This window comes from Bradyrhizobium sp. LTSP857 (genome assembly GCF_000938285.1).
Taxonomy (GTDB): Bacteria; Pseudomonadota; Alphaproteobacteria; order Rhizobiales; family Xanthobacteraceae; genus Bradyrhizobium.
This window is the reverse complement of the sequence record NZ_JYMS01000026.1, coordinates 84555-102735: the sequence shown is the minus strand read 5'-3', so window position 1 is coordinate 102735 and position 18181 is coordinate 84555. Positions and strand designations below refer to the sequence as shown.

The window sequence follows — 18181 nt, the reverse complement described above, 5'->3', positions numbered from 1 at the left end:
CTTGATGCAAAGGAACTCCCGATGTCTCTTCCCGAGCTTCTCCATGGTCGGTTATCGCTTCCCCTTGTTGCTTCGCCATTGTTCATCGTGTCCGGCCCCGAACTGGTGGCCGCACAATGCAAAGCGGGAATCGTGGGATCATTCCCGGCCTTGAATGCGAGGCCTGCCGAAATGCTCGACGACTGGCTGGTTCGGATCAAGGAAGAGGTTACAGAATACGCCCTCCAAAACCCACAGCTGCCGGTCGCGCCGTTCGCGGTAAACCAGATTTGCCATCCCTCCAATGATCGCCTGGAAGTGGACATGGCGGTCTGTGTGCGGCATCGCGTCCCGATCATCATCACGAGCCTTCAGCTGCCGCAGTGGATCGTGGATGCCACGCATTCCTACGGCGGGTTGGTGTTTCACGACGTCACTAACATCCAGCACGCCCGCCGGGTAGCGTCGATGGGCGTCGATGGTCTCATCCTGGTCTGTGCCGGCGCGGGAGGCCATGCCGGCACCCATTCGCCTTTTGCGCTGCTGCGAGAAACTCGCCAGTGGTTCGACAAAACCGTTCTTCTGTCGGGCGCGATTTCCGATGGTCACGGCATTGCGTCGGCGCAAATGATGGGTGCGGACATGGCCTATATCGGAACGCGCTTCATCGCGACCGAAGAAGCAAATGCAACGTCTGTCCATAAGCAGATGCTAATCGATTATGCAGCGAGCGACATCGTTTATACCAATCTGATTACCGGCGTTCATGGCAACTATCTGGGACCCTCGCTGGTCGCCGCCGGGCTCGACCCGGCCGATCTGCCTCAGTCCGACAAATCGAAGATGAATTTTGGCTCGGGCGGCAACACCAAGGCGAAGGCTTGGAAGGATATCTGGAGCGCGGGGCAGGGGATCGGCGGCATCAAGGATGCCCCGGCGGTGGCGCGGGTCGTCGCGGCTATGCGTGAGGATTACGACAAGGCGGTCGCGAGTTTCGGCCACAAGTATCCCGCCGCCACGCCGAACGTTCGGGCATGATGACTTCATTATCCGATATCAAGCCCCGGCTGAAGATACCCCTGATCGCAGCGCCGATGTTTCGCGTGTCAGGTCCGGACCTCGTCATTGCGGCCTGCCGTGCCGGCGTAGTCGGCTCGTTTCCCAGCACAAACTGCCGAACGCCTGACGAGTTCGACCGGTGGATCCGCATCGTAAAGTCGGCCCTGCGGCCGCAGGATGCGCCGTTCTGCCTAACCTCATCATTCGCCGAGAGACGCTTTGGGATGATGTTGCTGCGGTGGTGCGTCATCGGTGAGATGGTGATCACAAGCGTGGGGGCGCCCGACGCGGTCGTCGAGCCGCTGCACGAGGCTGGATGCCTGGTATTTGCGGATGTTGCGTCGGTCCGTCACGCGAGAAAGGCCATCGCTGCCGGCGTCGATGGCCTGGTCCTGTTCTCCACGGGCCCGGGCCGGCAGACCGGCTGGGCCAACGCCGTTGCCTTTGTTAGCGCTGTGCGATCGTTCTACGATGGGGCCATCGTGCTGGCCGGAGGCGTTCCGGACGGAGGCACGGTATTTGCCGCTGAGCTATTGGGTTGTGACCTCTGCTATATGGGAACGAAGCTCATTGCGACGATAGAGAGCATGGAGCCGGAGGAATACAAGGCCATGCTCGTATCCTCCCAGTGCGACGACTTTCTGTTGTCGAAAGCGTTCACCGGCCTTGAGACCAATACACTCATCGCATCCATTGTTGCGGACGGTCTCGACTACAGAAATGTCTCCACCGACGTGACAGATGAGCGCGCCAACGAGCTTTACGGCCGTAACGCGACGTCCGGTATCAAGCGTTGGCACGACACCCGGAGCGCAGGACATCTTGTTTCGAGCGTTGGCTCAATCCCGACCGTACACGAATTGATCCGGCAGACATTCGAGGAATATGCCGCCGCGCGACAGGCAACCCGCCGCCTTCCTGAGGAAGGTCGTCCGGTGTCGTCGTCCCGAACACACTTCAACCAGGACGAGCTCTGACATGTCGATTCAAGCTCTACCCACAATTTTTTCACTGACAGCGCGCGCGCTCACAGCTTGCGCCGATCGCGTGGCTTTCAAGACCCGGACCGTGCAATGGACGGGAACGGCGGCGCTGGATTTCATCTCGCGCGCGCAGCGGGTACTTGCGGGAAATGGAATAAAGACCGGCAGCAAGGTCGCACTGCTGACCGCCAATCGCGTCGATTCGTGGTGTTTTGGTGTCGCAGCGCAGGGACTTGGCGCTGCGGTCACATCGCTTCATTCAATGGGTTCCGCCGGCGCTCATCGCTTTCAGCTCGAGGATGCGGAGGTTTCGGTACTCGTCCTCGACAGCACCAATTATCTCGCGCGGGGCGCTGAATTGGCGGAGTTGCTGCCCGGCATCATCATCCTGACGCTCGGCGAGGCGCCATACGGAAAGAACGCGCTGACTCTGGTCGAGAGCGCGGGCACTGCGCGGCTCGGAGACGTCTCCTCACCGCAGGATATCGGAATGCTCAGCTACACGGGCGGCACGACCGGGCGACCAAAGGGTGTCGCGCGCTCAAACGCCGGTTCGGTCGCGGTGACGCTCAGTGTGCTAGCGGAGTTCGAGCTGCCGCATACGCCGCGCTATCTTGCTATTGCACCGATCAGCCATGTGAGCGGCACAAACGTGGTACCGACGCTTTTGCGTGGTGGCACCGTCCATCTGCTCGAACGGTTCGACCCCGATGTATTGTTATCGACGATCGCGCGCGAGAAAATCAATTTCACGCTGATGGTTCCGACTATGATCTACGGTCTTCTCGATCATCCCGCGCTTGAAAAACACGACGTGTCGTCCCTGGAACTGCTTCTCTATGGCGCCGCGGCGATGTCGCCGGGCCGCCTGCTGGAAGGTATAGAACGAATCGGGTCGATTTTCTCTCAGTTGTATGGCCAGACCGAATGTTATCCGATTGCCGTTCTGCGCAAGGGCGATCACGATCGGGCGCGGCCAGAATTGTTCGAGGCGTGCGGCTTCCCGACCGCAGCCTGTTCGGTCCGCCTGCTTGACGACAACAATCAAGATGTTTCTCCTGGTGAGCCAGGTGAAATTTGCGTACGCGGGCCGATGGTCATGAGTCACTACTGGCATCAGCCGGAGCAGACCGAGTCGGCGCTCGCGGGTGGTTGGCTGCACACCGGCGACATCGCGCGTGCCGATGCTGAGGGCCGTCTCTATATCGTTGATCGCAAGAAGGACATGATCGTCTCAGGCGGCTTCAACATCTACCCACGCGAAGTTGAGGACGTCTTGGCCAGCCATCCGGGTGTCAGCATGGCTACCGTGATTGGCGTACCTGACAAAAAATGGGGCGAAAGTGTTTTCGCGCTCATTGTTCGCAAGCCGGACAGCGATGTTAGCGAAGCTGAACTCGTCGCACTCGTTAAAGAGCGCAAGGGAAGTCTGCATGCGCCGAAAGAAGTGTCCTTTGTCGCGCAGCTTCCGATGACGGCCGTGGGTAAGATCGACAAGAAGGCGATACGGGCGTCGTTTTGGTCCGCTCACGGTCGCATGGTCGGATGACCAAGCACGTCTGCACGTCAATAAAAAACCGAATGAGGGGATGAGGCGTGGGATATCGAGTGAAGATGGTGTCGCTTTTTGCGACAACTTTGGCGGCGACGGCTGCATATGCGCAATCACCTGGTGTTACGCCGCAGCAGATTACGCTCGGGACCGTCCTTCCCTTTAGCGGGCCGGCGTCATCTTACAGCGTCAGCGGACAGGCCTCGATCGCCTATTTTGACAAGATCAATGCTGAGGGGGGCATTAACGGCCGCAAGATCAAGGTCATTTCCTATGATGATGCTTACAGCCCTTCGAAGACAGTTGAACAAGCCCGCAGGCTCATCGAGAGCGATGAGGTTCTGCTGCTGTACGGCACTTTCGGTACGCCCACCAATGTCGCAATCATGCGTTACATGAATGCCAAGAAGGTGCCGCTGCTTTTCATCGTCAGCGGCGGGACGATCTTCGGCGACTATCGCAAGAGCCCCTGGACGATGGGATTTCGGCCGAGCTATCAGAGCGAAGGGCAGATTTACGCGAAATATATTCTGAAAACGAAGCCGGACGCCAAAATCGCGGTACTCTATCAGAACGACGATTTCGGAAAGGATCATCTCACGGGTCTCAAGGCCGGCCTCGAAGATAAGGCTTCGAAAATGATCGTTGCAGAGGCGCCCTACGAGACGGCCGAACCAACGGTCGACTCTCAGATCGTTAGATTGAAAGCGTCAGGTGCCGATGTTTTCATCCTGTTTTCTTCGAATAAGTTCAGTGCGCAAGCCCTGCGCAAATCCGCCGAAATCGGCTGGAATGCCTTGAGGATACTCGCTGGCGCGTCCTCGTCAGTGGGCGCTGTCATGAGGACCGCCGGATTCAGCAATGTTCAAGGCGTGGTTTCCGCTACGACGCAAAAGGACCCCGATGATCCGCAGTGGAGCGACGATGCCGGCGTCAAGCGCTGGCGCGAATTCATGGATAAATATTATCCGTCGGGTGATCGGCACGATCTGACTGTTGTGAGCGGATACAGTACCGCGCAGATACTCACCGGCATCTTAGGCGAATTGGGCCGAGATATCACGCGTGAACGCGTAATGGATGTCGCCTCAAATCTCCAGATCAACCAGCTCGACATGCTGTTGCCGGGCATCCAGCTGAAGACGTCTCCAACCGACCACTATCCGATCGAGCAGATGCAGCTTGTCAAATTTTCAGGCGAACACTGGGCGCTCTTTGGTGACATCATCGATGCAGGTAAAATCGCTATCGCTGATTAGAAATCCGTCGGGGCTCCCGAAAGCTAGAGTGTGAATAGCGGCACCCAACCGAAAAGATAACCGAACGTCATGCTAACGAAACCGGGCGTGATCGACTGCCGAACGGCAGGCGAGCGTTCCGCATAGCGGCAGACTGCGATTGACAGCGCTCGCTCAGTAATCCATTTTGCGAATAATTAATTCGAAAATGGATGTCCGGGGAAATATCTATGAGTGACGTGATTAACGTTGGCCAAGTTGTTGATTCATCACGGGTCGGTGGTCTGCAGGCGAGGGTGTTCATTCTCGCAGTCGCGGCCGCGCTCGTCGATGGATACGACACCCAGGCCATCACCTACACGCTGAGCTCTATGGCATCCGAGTGGAAGGTCAGACCCCAAGACTTCGCACCAGCCCTCACGATTGGCCTTGCCGGGCTCATGATAGGCGGGATGGTCATGGGGCAACTCGGAGACAAGTACGGTCGACGACCACTTGTGATCCTGTCTACGATTGTTTTTGGCGTGTGCACCTTTGCGATCGCCAGCGCCAGAAGCCTCGACGACCTGCTCTGGATTAGGTTCGTCGCCGGCATCGGGCTCGGTGGACTATTTCCTAATATCACGACGATTGTCGCCGACTACGCTCCGGAGGCGAAGCGGCGCACCGCGGTAATGGTCGTCATAGGCTCACTTGCGGCCGGCGCGTTCCTTGGGGGGCTTCTCGCCAAAACAGTCATTCCAATTTTCGGATGGCGGGCTGTCTTTGAAATCGGCGGTGCGCTCAGTCTTTTGACGGCGTTGATCTGCTTCGCGTTGCTACCAGAATCGCCGACGTTTCTCGCCGCGCGGGACGGTCGAGATCCTCGCATCGGGCCGCTGCTGCTTCGCATAGCGCCACGTCTTTCTATTGGCCCCGAAACTCGCTTCGTCTCTCATTTGGGACAGGAGAAGCAAGCTTCCTTTTCTCGCTTGTTCGCCGCTGGACGAGCGCCCGTCACGATCCTTCTTTGGGTTGCGATGATAGCGCAACTGATCGTGGTTTATATTTTCAGCCTCTGGCTTCCTACTCTGGTGAAAGAGAACGGCAATCCAGTGGATGTCTCGCTGCTGGCATCCGCACTTTTCAGCCTAGGGGGGCTGGCAGGCTCTTTCCTCCTTGGCCCGATTTCGGAGCGGATTGGTCCCCACATAACCTTGGCGGCCAGCTACGCTCTAGTCGCTGCGATCAGCGTGGTTCTCTCCGGATCCGGAACGAATGTGCCGTTGCTGTACGCTGCGTCGTTTGCGGTGGGCATCGTTGCGTTCGGCACGTGGTCGGCCTTGAGCGCTTTAGTAGCGAAATTCTACCCTACTGAGATCCGTGCGACGGGAGGCGGTTACGCGCAGGGATTGGGACGCATTGGCTCAATGCTGAGCCCAATCATCGTCGGTTGGGCCTTGGCTGTCGGGTGGAAAGCCCATCAGGTGCTGTTGCTGCCAGTGGTGCCGGCTTGTCTGGCCGCGGTCTGCGTTGTCATGATAGGCGTGCTTCGTAAATATGCTGTCGATGATGACAAGGGCGCTGGCCACAATCTCCAATCCATGCCGATCAACACTCTGTCCGCCGGACATTCGTCGGGGTCCGGCTGAGCTCGTTATAGGGGTTCTGGGCGATGCGGTTTCGTTCGCTAGGTCGCGATTGTTAAGGAGGGACGCGGAAATGGTGCGTAAAGCTGTTGTGTTCCGAAGCCGGATCGCAAGCTGTGGATCGCGCCGTCCAATCCTTTGGCGGTGCCGGACCGGGGCGGCATCATCGAGCGGCTCTATCGCTATACCCGCGTCTCGCGCATCTATGGGGCTCCTTCGGAATTTAGCGCAATCAAGTCGCGTAGTCGTTGTTGGACCGAACCGTTGCCATGCATTGTTTGATCAATAAAGGATCGCCTAAGTGAATCCCTACAACGAATATGCGGAGTTTCGCAGCGCCGTACAGAAGCTGGTGAGGCAGGAGGTTGCTCCGATCGCCGCGCAGATCGAAGACAACGACAGCTTCCCGGTCGAGCGGTTCCTCGAGTTGTTCGGCGATATGGGGCTTCTCCAGATCCTCGTCCCCGAGCAGTATGGTGGACCTGGCGGCAACATCATCATGAAATGCATCGCAAAGGAAGAGATCGCCAAATGCTCCGCGGCGATGGCCATCCTTGCGGGACAAAACTCGGCGGGCGCTGTCCTTCCATTGTTGCATGTGGCGAGCGAGGCGCAGCGTCAGCGTTTCTTGCCGGAGTTCGCCAAAGGGCGGTTACTTACGGCCTTGGCAATCACCGAACCGCATTGCGGATCGGATGTGCGGGCCATGCGAACCAGAGCGAGGCGCGACGGAAGCTCATACGTCATCAATGGCCAAAAGTGTTTCATCACGATGGGAAGCCTGGCGCATTATGTACTGGTTCTCGCAAAGACATCTGAAAGCACCGGGTATGACGGCATCAGCGCGTTTCTTGTCGATACCAAGACGCCCGGATTCAAAGTGGGAAAGCACGAGAGGACGATGGGCCTTCGAGGCATTCCGGACGTCGAACTCTTCTTCGAGGACATGCGGGTTTCCGAGGAGAACCGCATCGGCGAGGAAGGAGCGGCGTTCAAATCCATTATGCAGGTGCTGAACTTCAATCGGCCTGGCATTGGAGCGATTGCTCTCGGCATTGCTCAGGGAGCGCTGGATGTCTCTCTCGATTATGCAAAGCAGCGCAAGGCCTTCGGTCAGATCGTCGCGGACTTCCAGGGCATCCGATTCATGCTGGCCGATATGGCGCTGCAGATCGAGGCCGCGAGGGCGCTGCTCTACGAATGCGTCAGGAAAATCCATTCTGGTGAGTGCGGGGACCAGCTTGCGTATACCGCATCGCTGGCGAAATGCTTCGCCAGCGACATGGCGAACAAGGTGACCTCCGATGCCGTACAGATATTCGGAGGTGCCGGGTACATGAAAGACTATCCGGTCGAGCGAATGATGCGCGACGCAAAGGTAACGCAGATCTGGGAGGGCACCAATCAGATCCAGCGCGTCATCATATCCCGCCAACTCGTCGCGTAACAGACGCCACGGACGGAATTGAGAGAAGAAGCGCCATGATTGACGGTAACACAGAGTCCGCCAACGAATTGTTGGGCCAATTCAAGGTGCTGGATTTTTCTTCGGTAATGGCCGGTCCGTTCTGCACTCGCCTGATGGCGGACCTCGGTGCGGATGTCATCAAGGTCGAGACGTTCGAGGGCGACCAGATGCGGCACCGGCCGCCCGTCAGAGAGGGGGCCAGTTCATATTTTGCGAATTTGAATTGTGGCAAAAAGAGCATCGTACTGGATTTGAAGAGCGGGGAGGGGCGGCAGCTGGCGCGTGACCTTTCTAGGCGGGCAGATGTTGTGATCGAGAACTTTCGGCCAGGGGTGATGAAACGGTTGGGCCTGGGTTACGAGGAACTCTCCGCGTCCAATGCCCGGCTGGTCTATTGCTCGATTTCCGGATTCGGACAAACCGGGCCGTACGCGGAACGCCCCGCATATGCGCCCGTGCTACATGCGGCAAGCGGCTTTGATGTCGCCAATTTCAACTACCAGGATGGTCTCGAGCGACCTCTGAATTGTGGGACATTCATCGCGGACGTACTGGGGGGAGTTTATGCGTTTTCGGCGATCCAGTCGGCGCTGTTGCACCGTGAGAAAAGCGGCGTTGGCCAAAGCATCGACGTGTCGATGATGGAGGCGATGCTCAGCATGCTGGTCTACGAAGTGCAGGAAGCACAGTTTCCGCAGGGAAAACGTCGCTTTTTGTTCACGCCCTGTCGCGCGTCGGATGGATTTCTCATGATCGCCCCGACGAGCCAGCGCAATTTTGAGCAGTTCTGCGATGCAATCGACCAGCCCGACCTGAAACTTGATGTCCGTTTCACGAAACAACATATCAGGGAACAGCATTGGCCGGAGCTCATGGAAATTGTCGAGCAGTGGACTTCGACCAGAGCGGCCAAGGTCTGCGAGGAGCACTTTCTCAGTCACGGCGTGCCGTGCTCGCGTTATAATTCGGTCAGTGATCTGCTGGACGATCCGCAGGCTTTACATCGAGGAACGTTTGAGAAAGTCGAGGATGCTGCCGGGTCTTTCCGCGTTACCAACCCACCGTTTCGATTTTCCGGGGGCCGCGCATTGGCGCGCAATAAGATCGCGGCTCTAGGGGAAGACAGCGAGGCGGTCCTCGAATCGGAGCTCGGTCTCAGTGCCGACGATATACACAAGCTGCGCGAGGCCGGCATCGTCGGCTGATGCAAGGAAGCCCTGCCATGTTCCGATGATGTGGACGGTAGAAATCCCGACAGCGGGTAGACGACGCTTCGGTATTTTCGTTCTGGCGGACCTGCTGAAGGGCAGATTCATCGCTCCGGGCAGCATTTGGAGCCAACTTGGCAAACACGCGCTTGACAAGATGCATCCTGTTCTCGATGACTAACAATTAGCGTCAAATAAGCAACTCGCTATGCAAATAATGAGGATAAGCTTGTTTGCCGCCGATGGCCGCGGGAACCGTCGGCTCACTTAGAACAATATTTGACGATCGCTCACCACGAGTCGTTCAGTCGAAACGCAGGGTTTGGAACGGCAACGATGGGCAACGTACGTGAAGTGAAGGTGGCTACGGAATTTTCCGCGGACGAGGATGCAGTTGTTCGCAAAGTTTACCGGCGGCTGGTGTGGTTCCTGATCCTGCTTTTCATCTGCTCATATCTTGATCGCATCAATATCAGCTTCGCTGCTCTGGCGATGAACAGGGACCTCAATCTCACGGCGACGATGTTTGGGCTGGCGAGCAGCATCTTTTATGTTGCGTACATCGCCGCGGAAATCCCCAGCAATATGATGATGCCGAGGTTCGGTGCCCGGATATGGATACCCCGGATCATGATTACCTGGGGCCTGGCGTCCGCCGCGACGATGTTTGCGACCGGTCCCTACAGCCTCTATGCCTTGCGCGCGTTGACCGGCCTGGCCGAGGCTGGGTTCATGCCGGGCATCCTGCTCTACCTGACATATTGGTTTCCCTCTTCCTACCGCGCGCGTGCCACCGCGCTTTTCATCATGGCGCAGCCGATTACCATCATGTTCGGCTCATCCTTGTCCGGACTGATTATCGATATGCACGGCTTCCTCGGCCTAGCCGGGTGGAAATGGCTGTTCCTGCTTGAGGGATTGCCCGCAGTCGTCCTCGGCGTCATCGCCTATTTCTATCTTGCCGACCGGCCCGAAACTGCGAAATGGTTGTCGCCGCGCGAGCGAGAGGTGTTGCTACGGGCGCTCGCACGTGACGAGACAAATATCCAAAAATCGCGTTCAGTCGCTTCGCAAGGCGGGATTTTCCGCGAGCTCATGAGCCTGCCGGTTCTGCTCCTTGCATTTACATATCTTGGTCTCGTCGTGTCATTGATCACGAACTCGACGTGGGTGCCGCAGATCGTGCGCGCTGTTGTGCCTGATGGAAGTTTCGCAACCATCGGACTGATCGCGGCAATTCCACCGTTCGCGGCCATCTTGACAATGTCGTTCTGGGGAAAGCATTCCGATCGCCATCGAGAACGGCGATGGCACATCGTGCTTCCCATGAGTCTTGCGGCCTTGGGCTGGCTCTGCGTCGCACTGCTCGATAATCCGACCGGTAGGCTCATCGGGTTAGTGTTCTGCGCAGTTGGAACATTTTCCGCCCAAGGAATTTTCTGGACGTTGCCCGCAACGTTCCTGTCCACCGAGGCGAGGCCGATTGGCATCGCGATGATCAACACCATCGGAATGCTTGGTACGACGGTCGGTCCGATCGCCGTCGGCTGGCTCAAGGACTACACCGGGACTTTTGCTGCCGGCCTCGTGTTTGTCGCCGGCAGCATCTTGCTTGGCACCGTCTGCGTATTCGCAATACCAAGAGCGAGGAAAGGCATCTTGCAACCAGCCGCAGTCTAGGACGCGCGCTGTAGCTGTTGCCAGTTCTAGTTTTTGGAAAAGAAATCAGGAGAGTCACTCGTGGGAATGTCCGGACCTAGCGACCTGCAAGGCACCAGCCGTAACGCAGTGCTGAAGCGCATGATGCAGCCGAAATCTGTCGCGATCATCGGCATGTCGACCAAGCCCAATACCGTCGGGCATCTGGTTCTTCAAAACATCCGGGCGAATGGGTTCACCGGCGAGATCCATCTGGTCGGCCGCAGCGCCGGCGAAATCGACGGACTTGCGATTCATGCAGACATCGCTGATCTTCCGGAACATCTGGACGTTGCTGTGCTGTCCGTGCCGGCGGCAGGCGTGAGCGAGGCGCTTCAAGGTTGCATTTCGCGCAAGGTAGGCTCAGCTGTCATCTTTGCGGGCGGCTTCGCGGAACTCGGCGATAAAGAGCGCGGCGAGCAAGAAAAGATCGGACAGCTGGCCCGTGACAGCGGGATCGGCGTTATTGGTCCCAACTGCTTAGGCTACAACAACTACGTCAACGGCTTTTTGGTCAGCTTCACAGGTGTCACCAAACTTCCCCGTGTCGCACCCGGCACCAGCGACGGCGTGGCTTTGGTTGCCCAAAGCGGCGGCCTTGTTGGTCATTTACGATTGGCGCTGCTGTCGCGCTCGGTGCCTGTGACCTATTCGATTGCAACTGGAAATGAGGCGGATCTCGGACTTGGGGATTTCGTTCGCTATCTCATCCACGACGAGGCCACTCGGGTCATCACGATCTACGCTGAATCGGTGCGCCATGCGGGAGCCTTCCTGCAGGCGGCGCAGGAAGCGCGTGCAAAGGGCAAGCCAATCGTCATGTTGCACACCGGGCGTGGAGTGCGTGCACAGGAGGCGGCAAAATCCCACACCGGCGCTCTCGCAGGTAACTATGCCGTCATGCGTTCCAAAGTGGAACGCGCCGGCGTTATCCTCGTCGAAACCATGGATGAACTCCTGGACGTCAGCGAAATCCTGTCACGCTATCCGAAACCGCAAAAGGGAGGGCTCGGGATCGTGTCCTTCTCAGGCGCATTCTGCAGCATCGCCCATGACATCTGCGAAGACCTTGGTGTTGAGGTACCATCACTGTCTCCTGAGATTGAAGCGGCACTCAAGCCGCAGGTTCCGGCCTTTATTCCACCGAAAAATCCGCTTGATCTGGGGACGCAGCCGCTTTGGCAGCCCGAACTTGTCCAGATCGGCGTCGAGGCGTTGCTGAGTGATCCGGCGATCGGTGGCGTGGCGATTTCGATTCCGCCCGCGGCTCCGGCCAACGCCAACGCGTTTATCCAAAAGATCGTTGCGGCCAAAAGCAAGAGCGACAAGCCTGTCATGCTTGCGATGCTGGGTGACTCCTCGACGCTGCCGCCGGAGTTCATGGACGCCGCACGCGAGAACAAGGTCGTATTGTCGCGTTCCTCGGATCGAACACTGCGAGCAATGGCCAAGGTCGTTGCTTACGGCAATCATTCTGACCTGGCTCCGACGCCTCGGGCGATCCCGTTCGACGAGATGCCCGGGATGACTTCGGGAACGCAACCCGAATGGCTTGGGAAAAAGGTACTCAGCGCGGCAGGGATATCGGTGCCGCAGAGCGATCTAGCCACGACAGTGGAACAAGCGCTCGAGATCGCAAACCGGATCGGCTTTCCGGTCGTGCTCAAGGCTCAAGCTGGCGCTCTCGCTCACAAGACCGAAGCGGGGGGCGTCATCCTGAATCTTGGAGATAGCGACAATGTCCGCGTCGCCTGGAAAGACCTGCACGATAACGTTCAGCGCGCGAAACCTGGTCTGCAGCTCGACGGCGTCCTTGTCGAGACCATGTCGCCGCGCGGCCTCGAACTCGTTGTCGGTGCGCGACGAGATCCGCAATGGGGGACGGTGGTGCTTGTCGGACTCGGCGGAGTGCTGGTCGAGGCTCTGCAGGACGTACGATTGCTTGCGCCCGATGCGACGGAATCAGAAATTCTTTGCGAGCTTGATAAATTGAAGACGGCGAAGCTGCTTTATGGTTTTCGCAACATTCCGCCCGTGGACCGCGAGGCCGTTGCAAAGGCCGCGATGGCAATCGGACGCTTGATGCTGACGCATCCGGAAATCGCTGAGATCGATGTCAACCCTTTGATGGTTTACGGGAAGGGGCAGGGAGCAGTCGCTCTCGATGCGCTCATCGTGACGAACTAAGAGGGAGGCAACACGAATGTCCACGGGATTGATCACATACGACGTCGAAGGAAAGGTCGCCCTCATCGGCCTCAATCGGGCTAACAAGCGCAACGCCATTAGCGAAGCTGTCATTACCGAACTTCGTGACGCCGTGCTTCGAGCCGGAGACGAAGCTGATGCCGGCGTTTTGTTCGGGCATGGTCAGAATTTTTCGGCCGGCCTTGATTTGGCAGAGTTAGCCGAGCGAATAGCGCCAGAAGCTCAGCGTCCGCGCAAGCGGCGCCCGCACTCTTGGCACACCACGTTCGATCTAATCTCGCGGGGCACGATTCCCTTCGTTGCGGCTGTGCAAGGTGCCGTGATTGGGGGAGGGCTAGAGCTCGCGGCAGCCGCACATATCCGCGTTGCCGACGACACCGCTTTTTTTGGGTTGCCGGAGGGTCAACGCGGAATTTTCGTGGGCGGAGGCGGCTCGGTTCGGATTCAACGGATCGTCGGATATGAGACCATGGCAGACATGATGCTGACGGGACGGCTGTTGTCGGCCGAGGAAGGGCGGCAGGCAAAACTCGTCCAGTATATCGTGAAGCAAGGCGAAGCGCTGGCGAAGGCCAAGGAACTCGCCGGGAAGATCGCGCAGAACGTGCCCCAAACGAACTGGCAGATTACCAACGTGCTTCCACGCATCAACGACATGTCGCACGACGATGGATTGTTCATGGAATATATGAATTCGGCGATGACCAAACCTCCGGAATCGCTGGAGCGTCTTCGCGCGTTTCTCGACAAGCGCGCCGCTCCGCTGGACAAGCCGAAGGGCGGAAATCTGTCGTCAAAATAATGGCTGGACCATTCGAATGGAAAAGATCGAACGCGCTCCTGGATTGAGGGGGGTGTTTCTCCCGCTTCGCGGAGCCGAGCTCCCGGGCCTGCCGTCATCATCGCGCCCGCGATTGCGGGCATCGACGATTACATTCTGCGTGTGGCGATCGTTTCGTCGCAAACGCAGGGACATGCATCTCCAGCCAGGAAGAGACGATAAGCGCTCTGCAATAAGTCAAGCCGCGGGCATTTTTCAACCGGCCTAGCTAGCCAATTACCCTCTATCCGCTCTGCGAGCTGTCGTGCGGCGTTTCGCCCGAAGCGTTCTGACCAGCGATGCGTCCGAATACCAGGCATTCCGTGAGGTTTCCCGCACCATCATAGAGCGGTCCCCAGATCGAGCCAAGTTCGCCAGCTGCATATAGCCGGGGGATTGGGTTGTTGTTGGGATCGATGACTCGAGCCCTTGCGTCGCGTTTCGGCCCGCCTTGGGTATTGACCATCACGGGATGCAAGGGAATCGCATAATATGGCGGCCTAAGCTGTTCAAGCGAGGTGGGCTCCCTGTCGAATACGGAATCTTTTCCAGTCTCACACGCGGTGTTGTAGGCGTAGAAGGTGTGCTTGAGGGTTTCTGAACGAAGGCCAAGCCGTTCTGCCAAAAGATCAAGTGTGGCGGCCTTGACGATCCAGCCTCTATCAATCTCGGCCTGATTGTCCGTGCTCCATTGATATTTATCCCGATTGTATCCAGCGATCGACCAGGTTAGCGGTCCTGCTTTCAGAGTCCTCTCGTTGAAGATCGCCCAACTCGGGATACGCGGATATTCGATGTTAACGGGATCGAAATGGGAAAAGACGCGATCGAAGTCATGCAATTCGATTGCGGTCTCATCTATGTAGCGTTCTCCGTATTTATCTACATAGATGAACCCGGGAGCGCGGAAGAAAATGCAGAACGCCGCATCATATTCAGCGGCTTTGTAGCCAATCAACGTTGCAGTTTGCGCCATGTGCCAAAGATCGGCGCCGACGAGTTGAGCCATTCTCACACCATCTCCCGTGTTTCCCGGGCTACCAGCGAACATGATGGGTTTGGACGCCACGAAGTTATTCAGCAATTCAGGAGCATTTTCAAATCCGCCACATGTTAGAATTACCGCGCGATTGGCGGAAATTCTTTGGAGTTGTCCGTTTTGCTCGACAATTGCTCCGACAATTGCGCCGTCCGCAGCGCGTGTCAGTTCGCGCGCTCTGCAACTCAGCTGGATCTCGATACCTCGCTTGCTCACATTGTGCGATAGAAAATCCCACATGCGAAGGGCGGGTGGTAATTCCGCCGGCCCCTTGGCGACGCGGATATCGAACATCTTGCGGGATCGTGCGATCTTTGGAAAGGCAGGACCATCGACGACACCTGGAAATGTATTCGCCAACGCGCTGACACGAGGCACCAATTCACCACCAAGCGCAGAGAACCATTTTTCGAGTTGTTCTGAACCTTGGGCATAGGCCTCGAAGACATCGTACGGTGTCATACCAAGATTTAGACGGTAGAGGTATTGGGCGAATGCAGCGGAGGCGCGGGGGCGAACGACGCCAAAATTGCCCGCGCTATAGCACGAATTGCCACCTGCTCTCGGCATCTTCTCAACAATCACGACGTTCGCGCCGCAATCGTGAGCGGTGATTGCAGCTACGGCTCCTGCAAAGCCGTAGCCGATGACCAGGACATCAGTCTCCATATGCGGTATCGACATTTCAGGAGAAGCATTCATTCGGGGGTTTCTGGAGAGCCGCCACAAATACTCGATCTGGCAATTGTTTCAGTTGCATGTTGGTTCGCTTTCGCAAGCTCTCTGATAGAGAAAATTGGGTGAGACCTAGTTTCCAGAAACGTTGGCCTCTTCAATTGCCGTTCGCCACTTGGCCCGGTCAGCTGCGACCGTCTCTTCCATTTGGCTTGGCGTCATTCTTGCGATCTGAAGGCCCAATTCAGCGTATTGATTGACGATGTCTTGATCTTGTAGCGCTTCATTTACAGACTGATTGAGCTTTTCGACGAGTGCAGATGATGTATTCGGCGGCGCGAACAATCCAAACCAGGTGGTTAGGACGAGGCCCTTGTAGCCGGCCTCTTCGAAAGTCGGGACATCCGGTAAGGAGGAAGAGCGTTCCCTGGAGCCGACGGCCAAAATGCGCATTTTACCCTCTCGAACGAACGGCAAAGTGGAAGACATGCTGTCAATATAAAACTGAGCGTCGCCCGAGAGCACGGCCAGCAGCGCCGGCGACGCGCCGTTATAGGGAATATGAACAGGTCCAGTTATGCCGGCGGCCTTCAAGAGCAAGAGGGTGCCGATATGAGCGTTTCCGCCGATGCCATTCGAGGCATAACCGATTTTTGCCACGTTGGCATTTACGTACGAGACAAACTCTTTCATGTCCCGGGCGGGAAAATCAGCCCGTACCGTCAATACGAGGGGGGCGACCGCCAAGAGAGCGATTGAGCGAAACCTTTCGGGCTCATATACAATGGACTTCTGAATGAACTGATTGACGATAATCGGGGAGCTGGGTGAACTTAGAAGAGTGTACCCGTCCGGTTGCGCGCGGTAGACAAAGGTCGAACCAATTGATCCCGATGCCCCTGGTCGATTTTCAACTATCACAGCGCGGTTCATCCGCTGATGAAGTTTTTCGCCGATTTTCCTTGTAATTGAATCGGCTATACCGCCCGCCTGGTACGGCACAGTGATCGAAACATTGCGACGCGGATAGCCGTCAGCATCGGACTGTGCCCGAGCCTGGCTCAAGAGTGATGCCGCCAGGAGTGTAGTCGTTGCAATCGTTTGAATGATGGATCGATTTGCACTCACTGCGTTCCTCCGGTTGTTGGTGCCTCTTCGGGAAACTCTAGGTCATGCCGCGCCGAGGTACCATTATTTGCGGTGAAAATATACTATTTGCAAAATGCGATAACGTCGGGATTAAGTCAATTTACGTGCATGCGGGCAATGCAGGCCGCTTTAGCCGTTAGGCAGCAGGCCTATCGGGCAACTTTCGTGGGACGTGGATGACTATCTGCGCTCCGACGGAGTTGTGACGCAGGTCTTAAGCGCCTCAGACAGCGATCGTAATTTCTGTGGAAGTGCCCCATCCTGGCGAGCTCCGGTGCTTTCACCGCCGTCACAGTCGAAGGCTCGACTTGACAACGAGCGTTGGTCGGCAGATATTGCAAATAGGATATTCACTAAGCAAATAAGGCTGGCAAGGGATGCTGCAAGGGATGTTCCGGACCCGCCTGAGTCGGCTGTTAGATCTGGACTGGGTCTCGATGACGATGGCCGTGGCGTACGGGTCCGACGGCTTCGGCTTCGGCATCGTCAGACATGCAGAGGACTGGCCGTTGGCGAGTTTCCTTCCCAGGCTTTCCGCCGATGAAACGAGCGCAGCGCGCTACGAGACAACCTCAGAGTAGGATAATCATGAAGCTTGTTAGGTTCGGCGGAGGCCGCATCGGTGTATTGCAGGACGGCAACGTTTACGACGCGACGGATGCGGTCGGGGCGGATCCGAAAGCTTGGCCGCCGACCGGCATGGTTCAGCTTATCGCGAATTACGAGGCGCTCCGCCCCAAGCTTGAGCGGGCTCTGAAGGGCGAAGGCAGGCCGGTAGACAGCGTCGGCCTGGAGGCTCCGCTGGTCTGGCCGCATAAGCTCCTGGCCTACCCCGTCAACTACCTTGCGCACGGTCACGAGATGAACTCGAAGAATCGCGCCAATATTAACGGCTTTTTTCTGAAGTCGAATTCCTCGATCAGCGGCCCGCGGGATCCAATCGTTCTGCCGGACGTGCCATCGCGGGAGATCCATCACGAGTGCGAGTTGGGTCTGATTATCGGGAAGAGAGGGCGCCACATCGCGCTCGCCGACGCGCTGGATTACGTCTTCGGATACTGTTGCTTGATCGATTGCACGGTGCGCGGTCAGGAGGAACGTGTGATGCGAAAATCGTATGACACGTTCACGCCGATCGGTCCTGCAATCGTCACCAAGGACGAGGTAGGTGACGCCTCCAGCCTGGGCATGAAATTGTGGGTGAATGATCAACTCAAGCAGGATGCCAACACCAGGGATCTGCTGGTCGACATTCCGAACATGATCACTCTTGCGGCGTCGGTTCTGACGCTGGAGCCCGGGGACGTCATCGCTACCGGTACCCCGGCGGGCGTCGGCCCGATTCGGGCCGGAGATACCGTCAAAATCGAGATCGAGCGCGTGGGGCGGATGGAGATCCCGGTCGTGCAAGGCGAGGGTGGATTCAATCTCGCGATCAAGAAGGAGCAAGCGCAATGAACAGAATGGTCTCCTCACC

Annotated in this window: 13 protein-coding genes; 11 read left to right on the top strand and 2 right to left on the bottom strand. The window is 57.4% G+C overall.

The annotated features are described in order from the left end of the window. Window positions 1-21 precede the first annotated feature (21 nt). From UP06_RS14595 to UP06_RS14550, 10 genes are all read left to right on the top strand, one after another. Window positions 22-1017 carry an NAD(P)H-dependent flavin oxidoreductase gene (locus UP06_RS14595; RefSeq protein ID WP_045003354.1) on the top strand — a complete coding sequence of 332 codons (996 nt, stop codon included), beginning with the start codon at window positions 22-24 and terminating at the stop codon, window positions 1015-1017. Next, a complete protein-coding gene (locus UP06_RS14590) occupies window positions 1014-2015 on the top strand; it encodes an NAD(P)H-dependent flavin oxidoreductase (RefSeq protein ID WP_063778861.1) in 1002 nt (333 codons plus the stop codon). The genes UP06_RS14595 and UP06_RS14590 overlap by 4 nt, the downstream gene beginning before the upstream one ends. A 1-nt stretch (window position 2016) precedes the next feature. Continuing rightward, on the top strand, window positions 2017-3570 hold the full coding sequence (locus UP06_RS14585; RefSeq protein WP_050031665.1) for an AMP-binding protein: 1554 nt from the start codon (window positions 2017-2019) through the stop codon (window positions 3568-3570). A 65-nt stretch (window positions 3571-3635) separates the two neighbouring features. Then, entirely contained in the window at window positions 3636-4832 is a 1197-nt protein-coding gene (locus UP06_RS14580; RefSeq protein WP_045004161.1) for an ABC transporter substrate-binding protein, read from the top strand. A 209-nt stretch (window positions 4833-5041) separates the two neighbouring features. After that, entirely contained in the window at window positions 5042-6442 is a 1401-nt protein-coding gene (locus tag UP06_RS14575) for an MFS transporter (RefSeq protein WP_197087244.1), read from the top strand. Between the two features lie 298 nt (window positions 6443-6740). Then, window positions 6741-7886, top strand: coding sequence for an acyl-CoA dehydrogenase family protein (locus UP06_RS14570; protein WP_045003351.1), 1146 nt, complete (start codon window positions 6741-6743; stop codon window positions 7884-7886). Between the two features lie 35 nt (window positions 7887-7921). Then, window positions 7922-9112, top strand: a complete 1191-nt coding sequence (locus UP06_RS14565) for a CaiB/BaiF CoA transferase family protein (protein WP_045003350.1) — start codon at window positions 7922-7924, stop codon at window positions 9110-9112. Window positions 9113-9451: 339 nt separating this feature from the next. Continuing rightward, the gene (locus UP06_RS14560) at window positions 9452-10795 is read left to right on the top strand and encodes an MFS transporter (RefSeq protein ID WP_045003349.1); all 1344 of its coding nucleotides are present in this window, start codon (window positions 9452-9454) and stop codon (window positions 10793-10795) included. A 66-nt stretch (window positions 10796-10861) separates the two neighbouring features. Next, window positions 10862-13000, top strand: coding sequence for an acetate--CoA ligase family protein (locus UP06_RS14555; RefSeq protein ID WP_045003347.1), 2139 nt, complete (start codon window positions 10862-10864; stop codon window positions 12998-13000). Between the two features lie 16 nt (window positions 13001-13016). Beyond that, window positions 13017-13823 (top strand): crotonase/enoyl-CoA hydratase family protein, encoded by an 807-nt coding sequence (locus tag UP06_RS14550; RefSeq protein ID WP_045003345.1) that lies wholly within the window; start codon window positions 13017-13019, stop codon window positions 13821-13823. 262 nt (window positions 13824-14085) lie between these two features. On the opposite strand, the gene UP06_RS14545 is transcribed toward UP06_RS14550, so the two are convergent. Further along, the gene (locus UP06_RS14545) at window positions 14086-15549 is read right to left on the bottom strand and encodes an FAD-dependent oxidoreductase (protein ID WP_245305482.1); all 1464 of its coding nucleotides are present in this window, start codon (window positions 15547-15549) and stop codon (window positions 14086-14088) included. Between the two features lie 138 nt (window positions 15550-15687). Further along, window positions 15688-16683: a Bug family tripartite tricarboxylate transporter substrate binding protein gene (locus tag UP06_RS14540; protein ID WP_156162973.1), complete on the bottom strand. Its 996-nt coding sequence runs from the start codon at window positions 16681-16683 to the stop codon at window positions 15688-15690. 609 nt (window positions 16684-17292) lie between these two features. Between UP06_RS14540 and UP06_RS14530 the strand changes: the two genes are divergently transcribed. Beyond that, on the top strand, window positions 17293-18162 hold the full coding sequence (locus UP06_RS14530) for a fumarylacetoacetate hydrolase family protein (protein WP_045003339.1): 870 nt from the start codon (window positions 17293-17295) through the stop codon (window positions 18160-18162). Window positions 18163-18181 lie beyond the last annotated feature (19 nt).

Excerpts from the sequence above, each read along its gene's own strand:
- UP06_RS14595 (WP_045003354.1), top strand. The coding sequence starts at position 22 with ATGTCTCTTCCCGAGCTTCTCCATGGTCGGTTATCGCTTCCCCTTGTT.
- UP06_RS14590 (WP_063778861.1), top strand. The coding sequence starts at position 1,014 with ATGATGACTTCATTATCCGATATCAAGCCCCGGCTGAAGATACCCCTG.
- UP06_RS14585 (WP_050031665.1), top strand. The coding sequence starts at position 2,017 with ATGTCGATTCAAGCTCTACCCACAATTTTTTCACTGACAGCGCGCGCG.
- UP06_RS14580 (WP_045004161.1), top strand. The coding sequence starts at position 3,636 with ATGGTGTCGCTTTTTGCGACAACTTTGGCGGCGACGGCTGCATATGCG.
- UP06_RS14575 (WP_197087244.1), top strand. The coding sequence starts at position 5,042 with ATGAGTGACGTGATTAACGTTGGCCAAGTTGTTGATTCATCACGGGTC.
- UP06_RS14565 (WP_045003350.1), top strand. The coding sequence starts at position 7,922 with ATGATTGACGGTAACACAGAGTCCGCCAACGAATTGTTGGGCCAATTC.
- UP06_RS14560 (WP_045003349.1), top strand. The coding sequence starts at position 9,452 with ATGGGCAACGTACGTGAAGTGAAGGTGGCTACGGAATTTTCCGCGGAC.
- UP06_RS14555 (WP_045003347.1), top strand. The coding sequence starts at position 10,862 with ATGTCCGGACCTAGCGACCTGCAAGGCACCAGCCGTAACGCAGTGCTG.
- UP06_RS14550 (WP_045003345.1), top strand. The coding sequence starts at position 13,017 with ATGTCCACGGGATTGATCACATACGACGTCGAAGGAAAGGTCGCCCTC.
- UP06_RS14545 (WP_245305482.1), bottom strand. The coding sequence starts at position 15,549 with ATGGAGACTGATGTCCTGGTCATCGGCTACGGCTTTGCAGGAGCCGTA.
- UP06_RS14530 (WP_045003339.1), top strand. The coding sequence starts at position 17,293 with ATGAAGCTTGTTAGGTTCGGCGGAGGCCGCATCGGTGTATTGCAGGAC.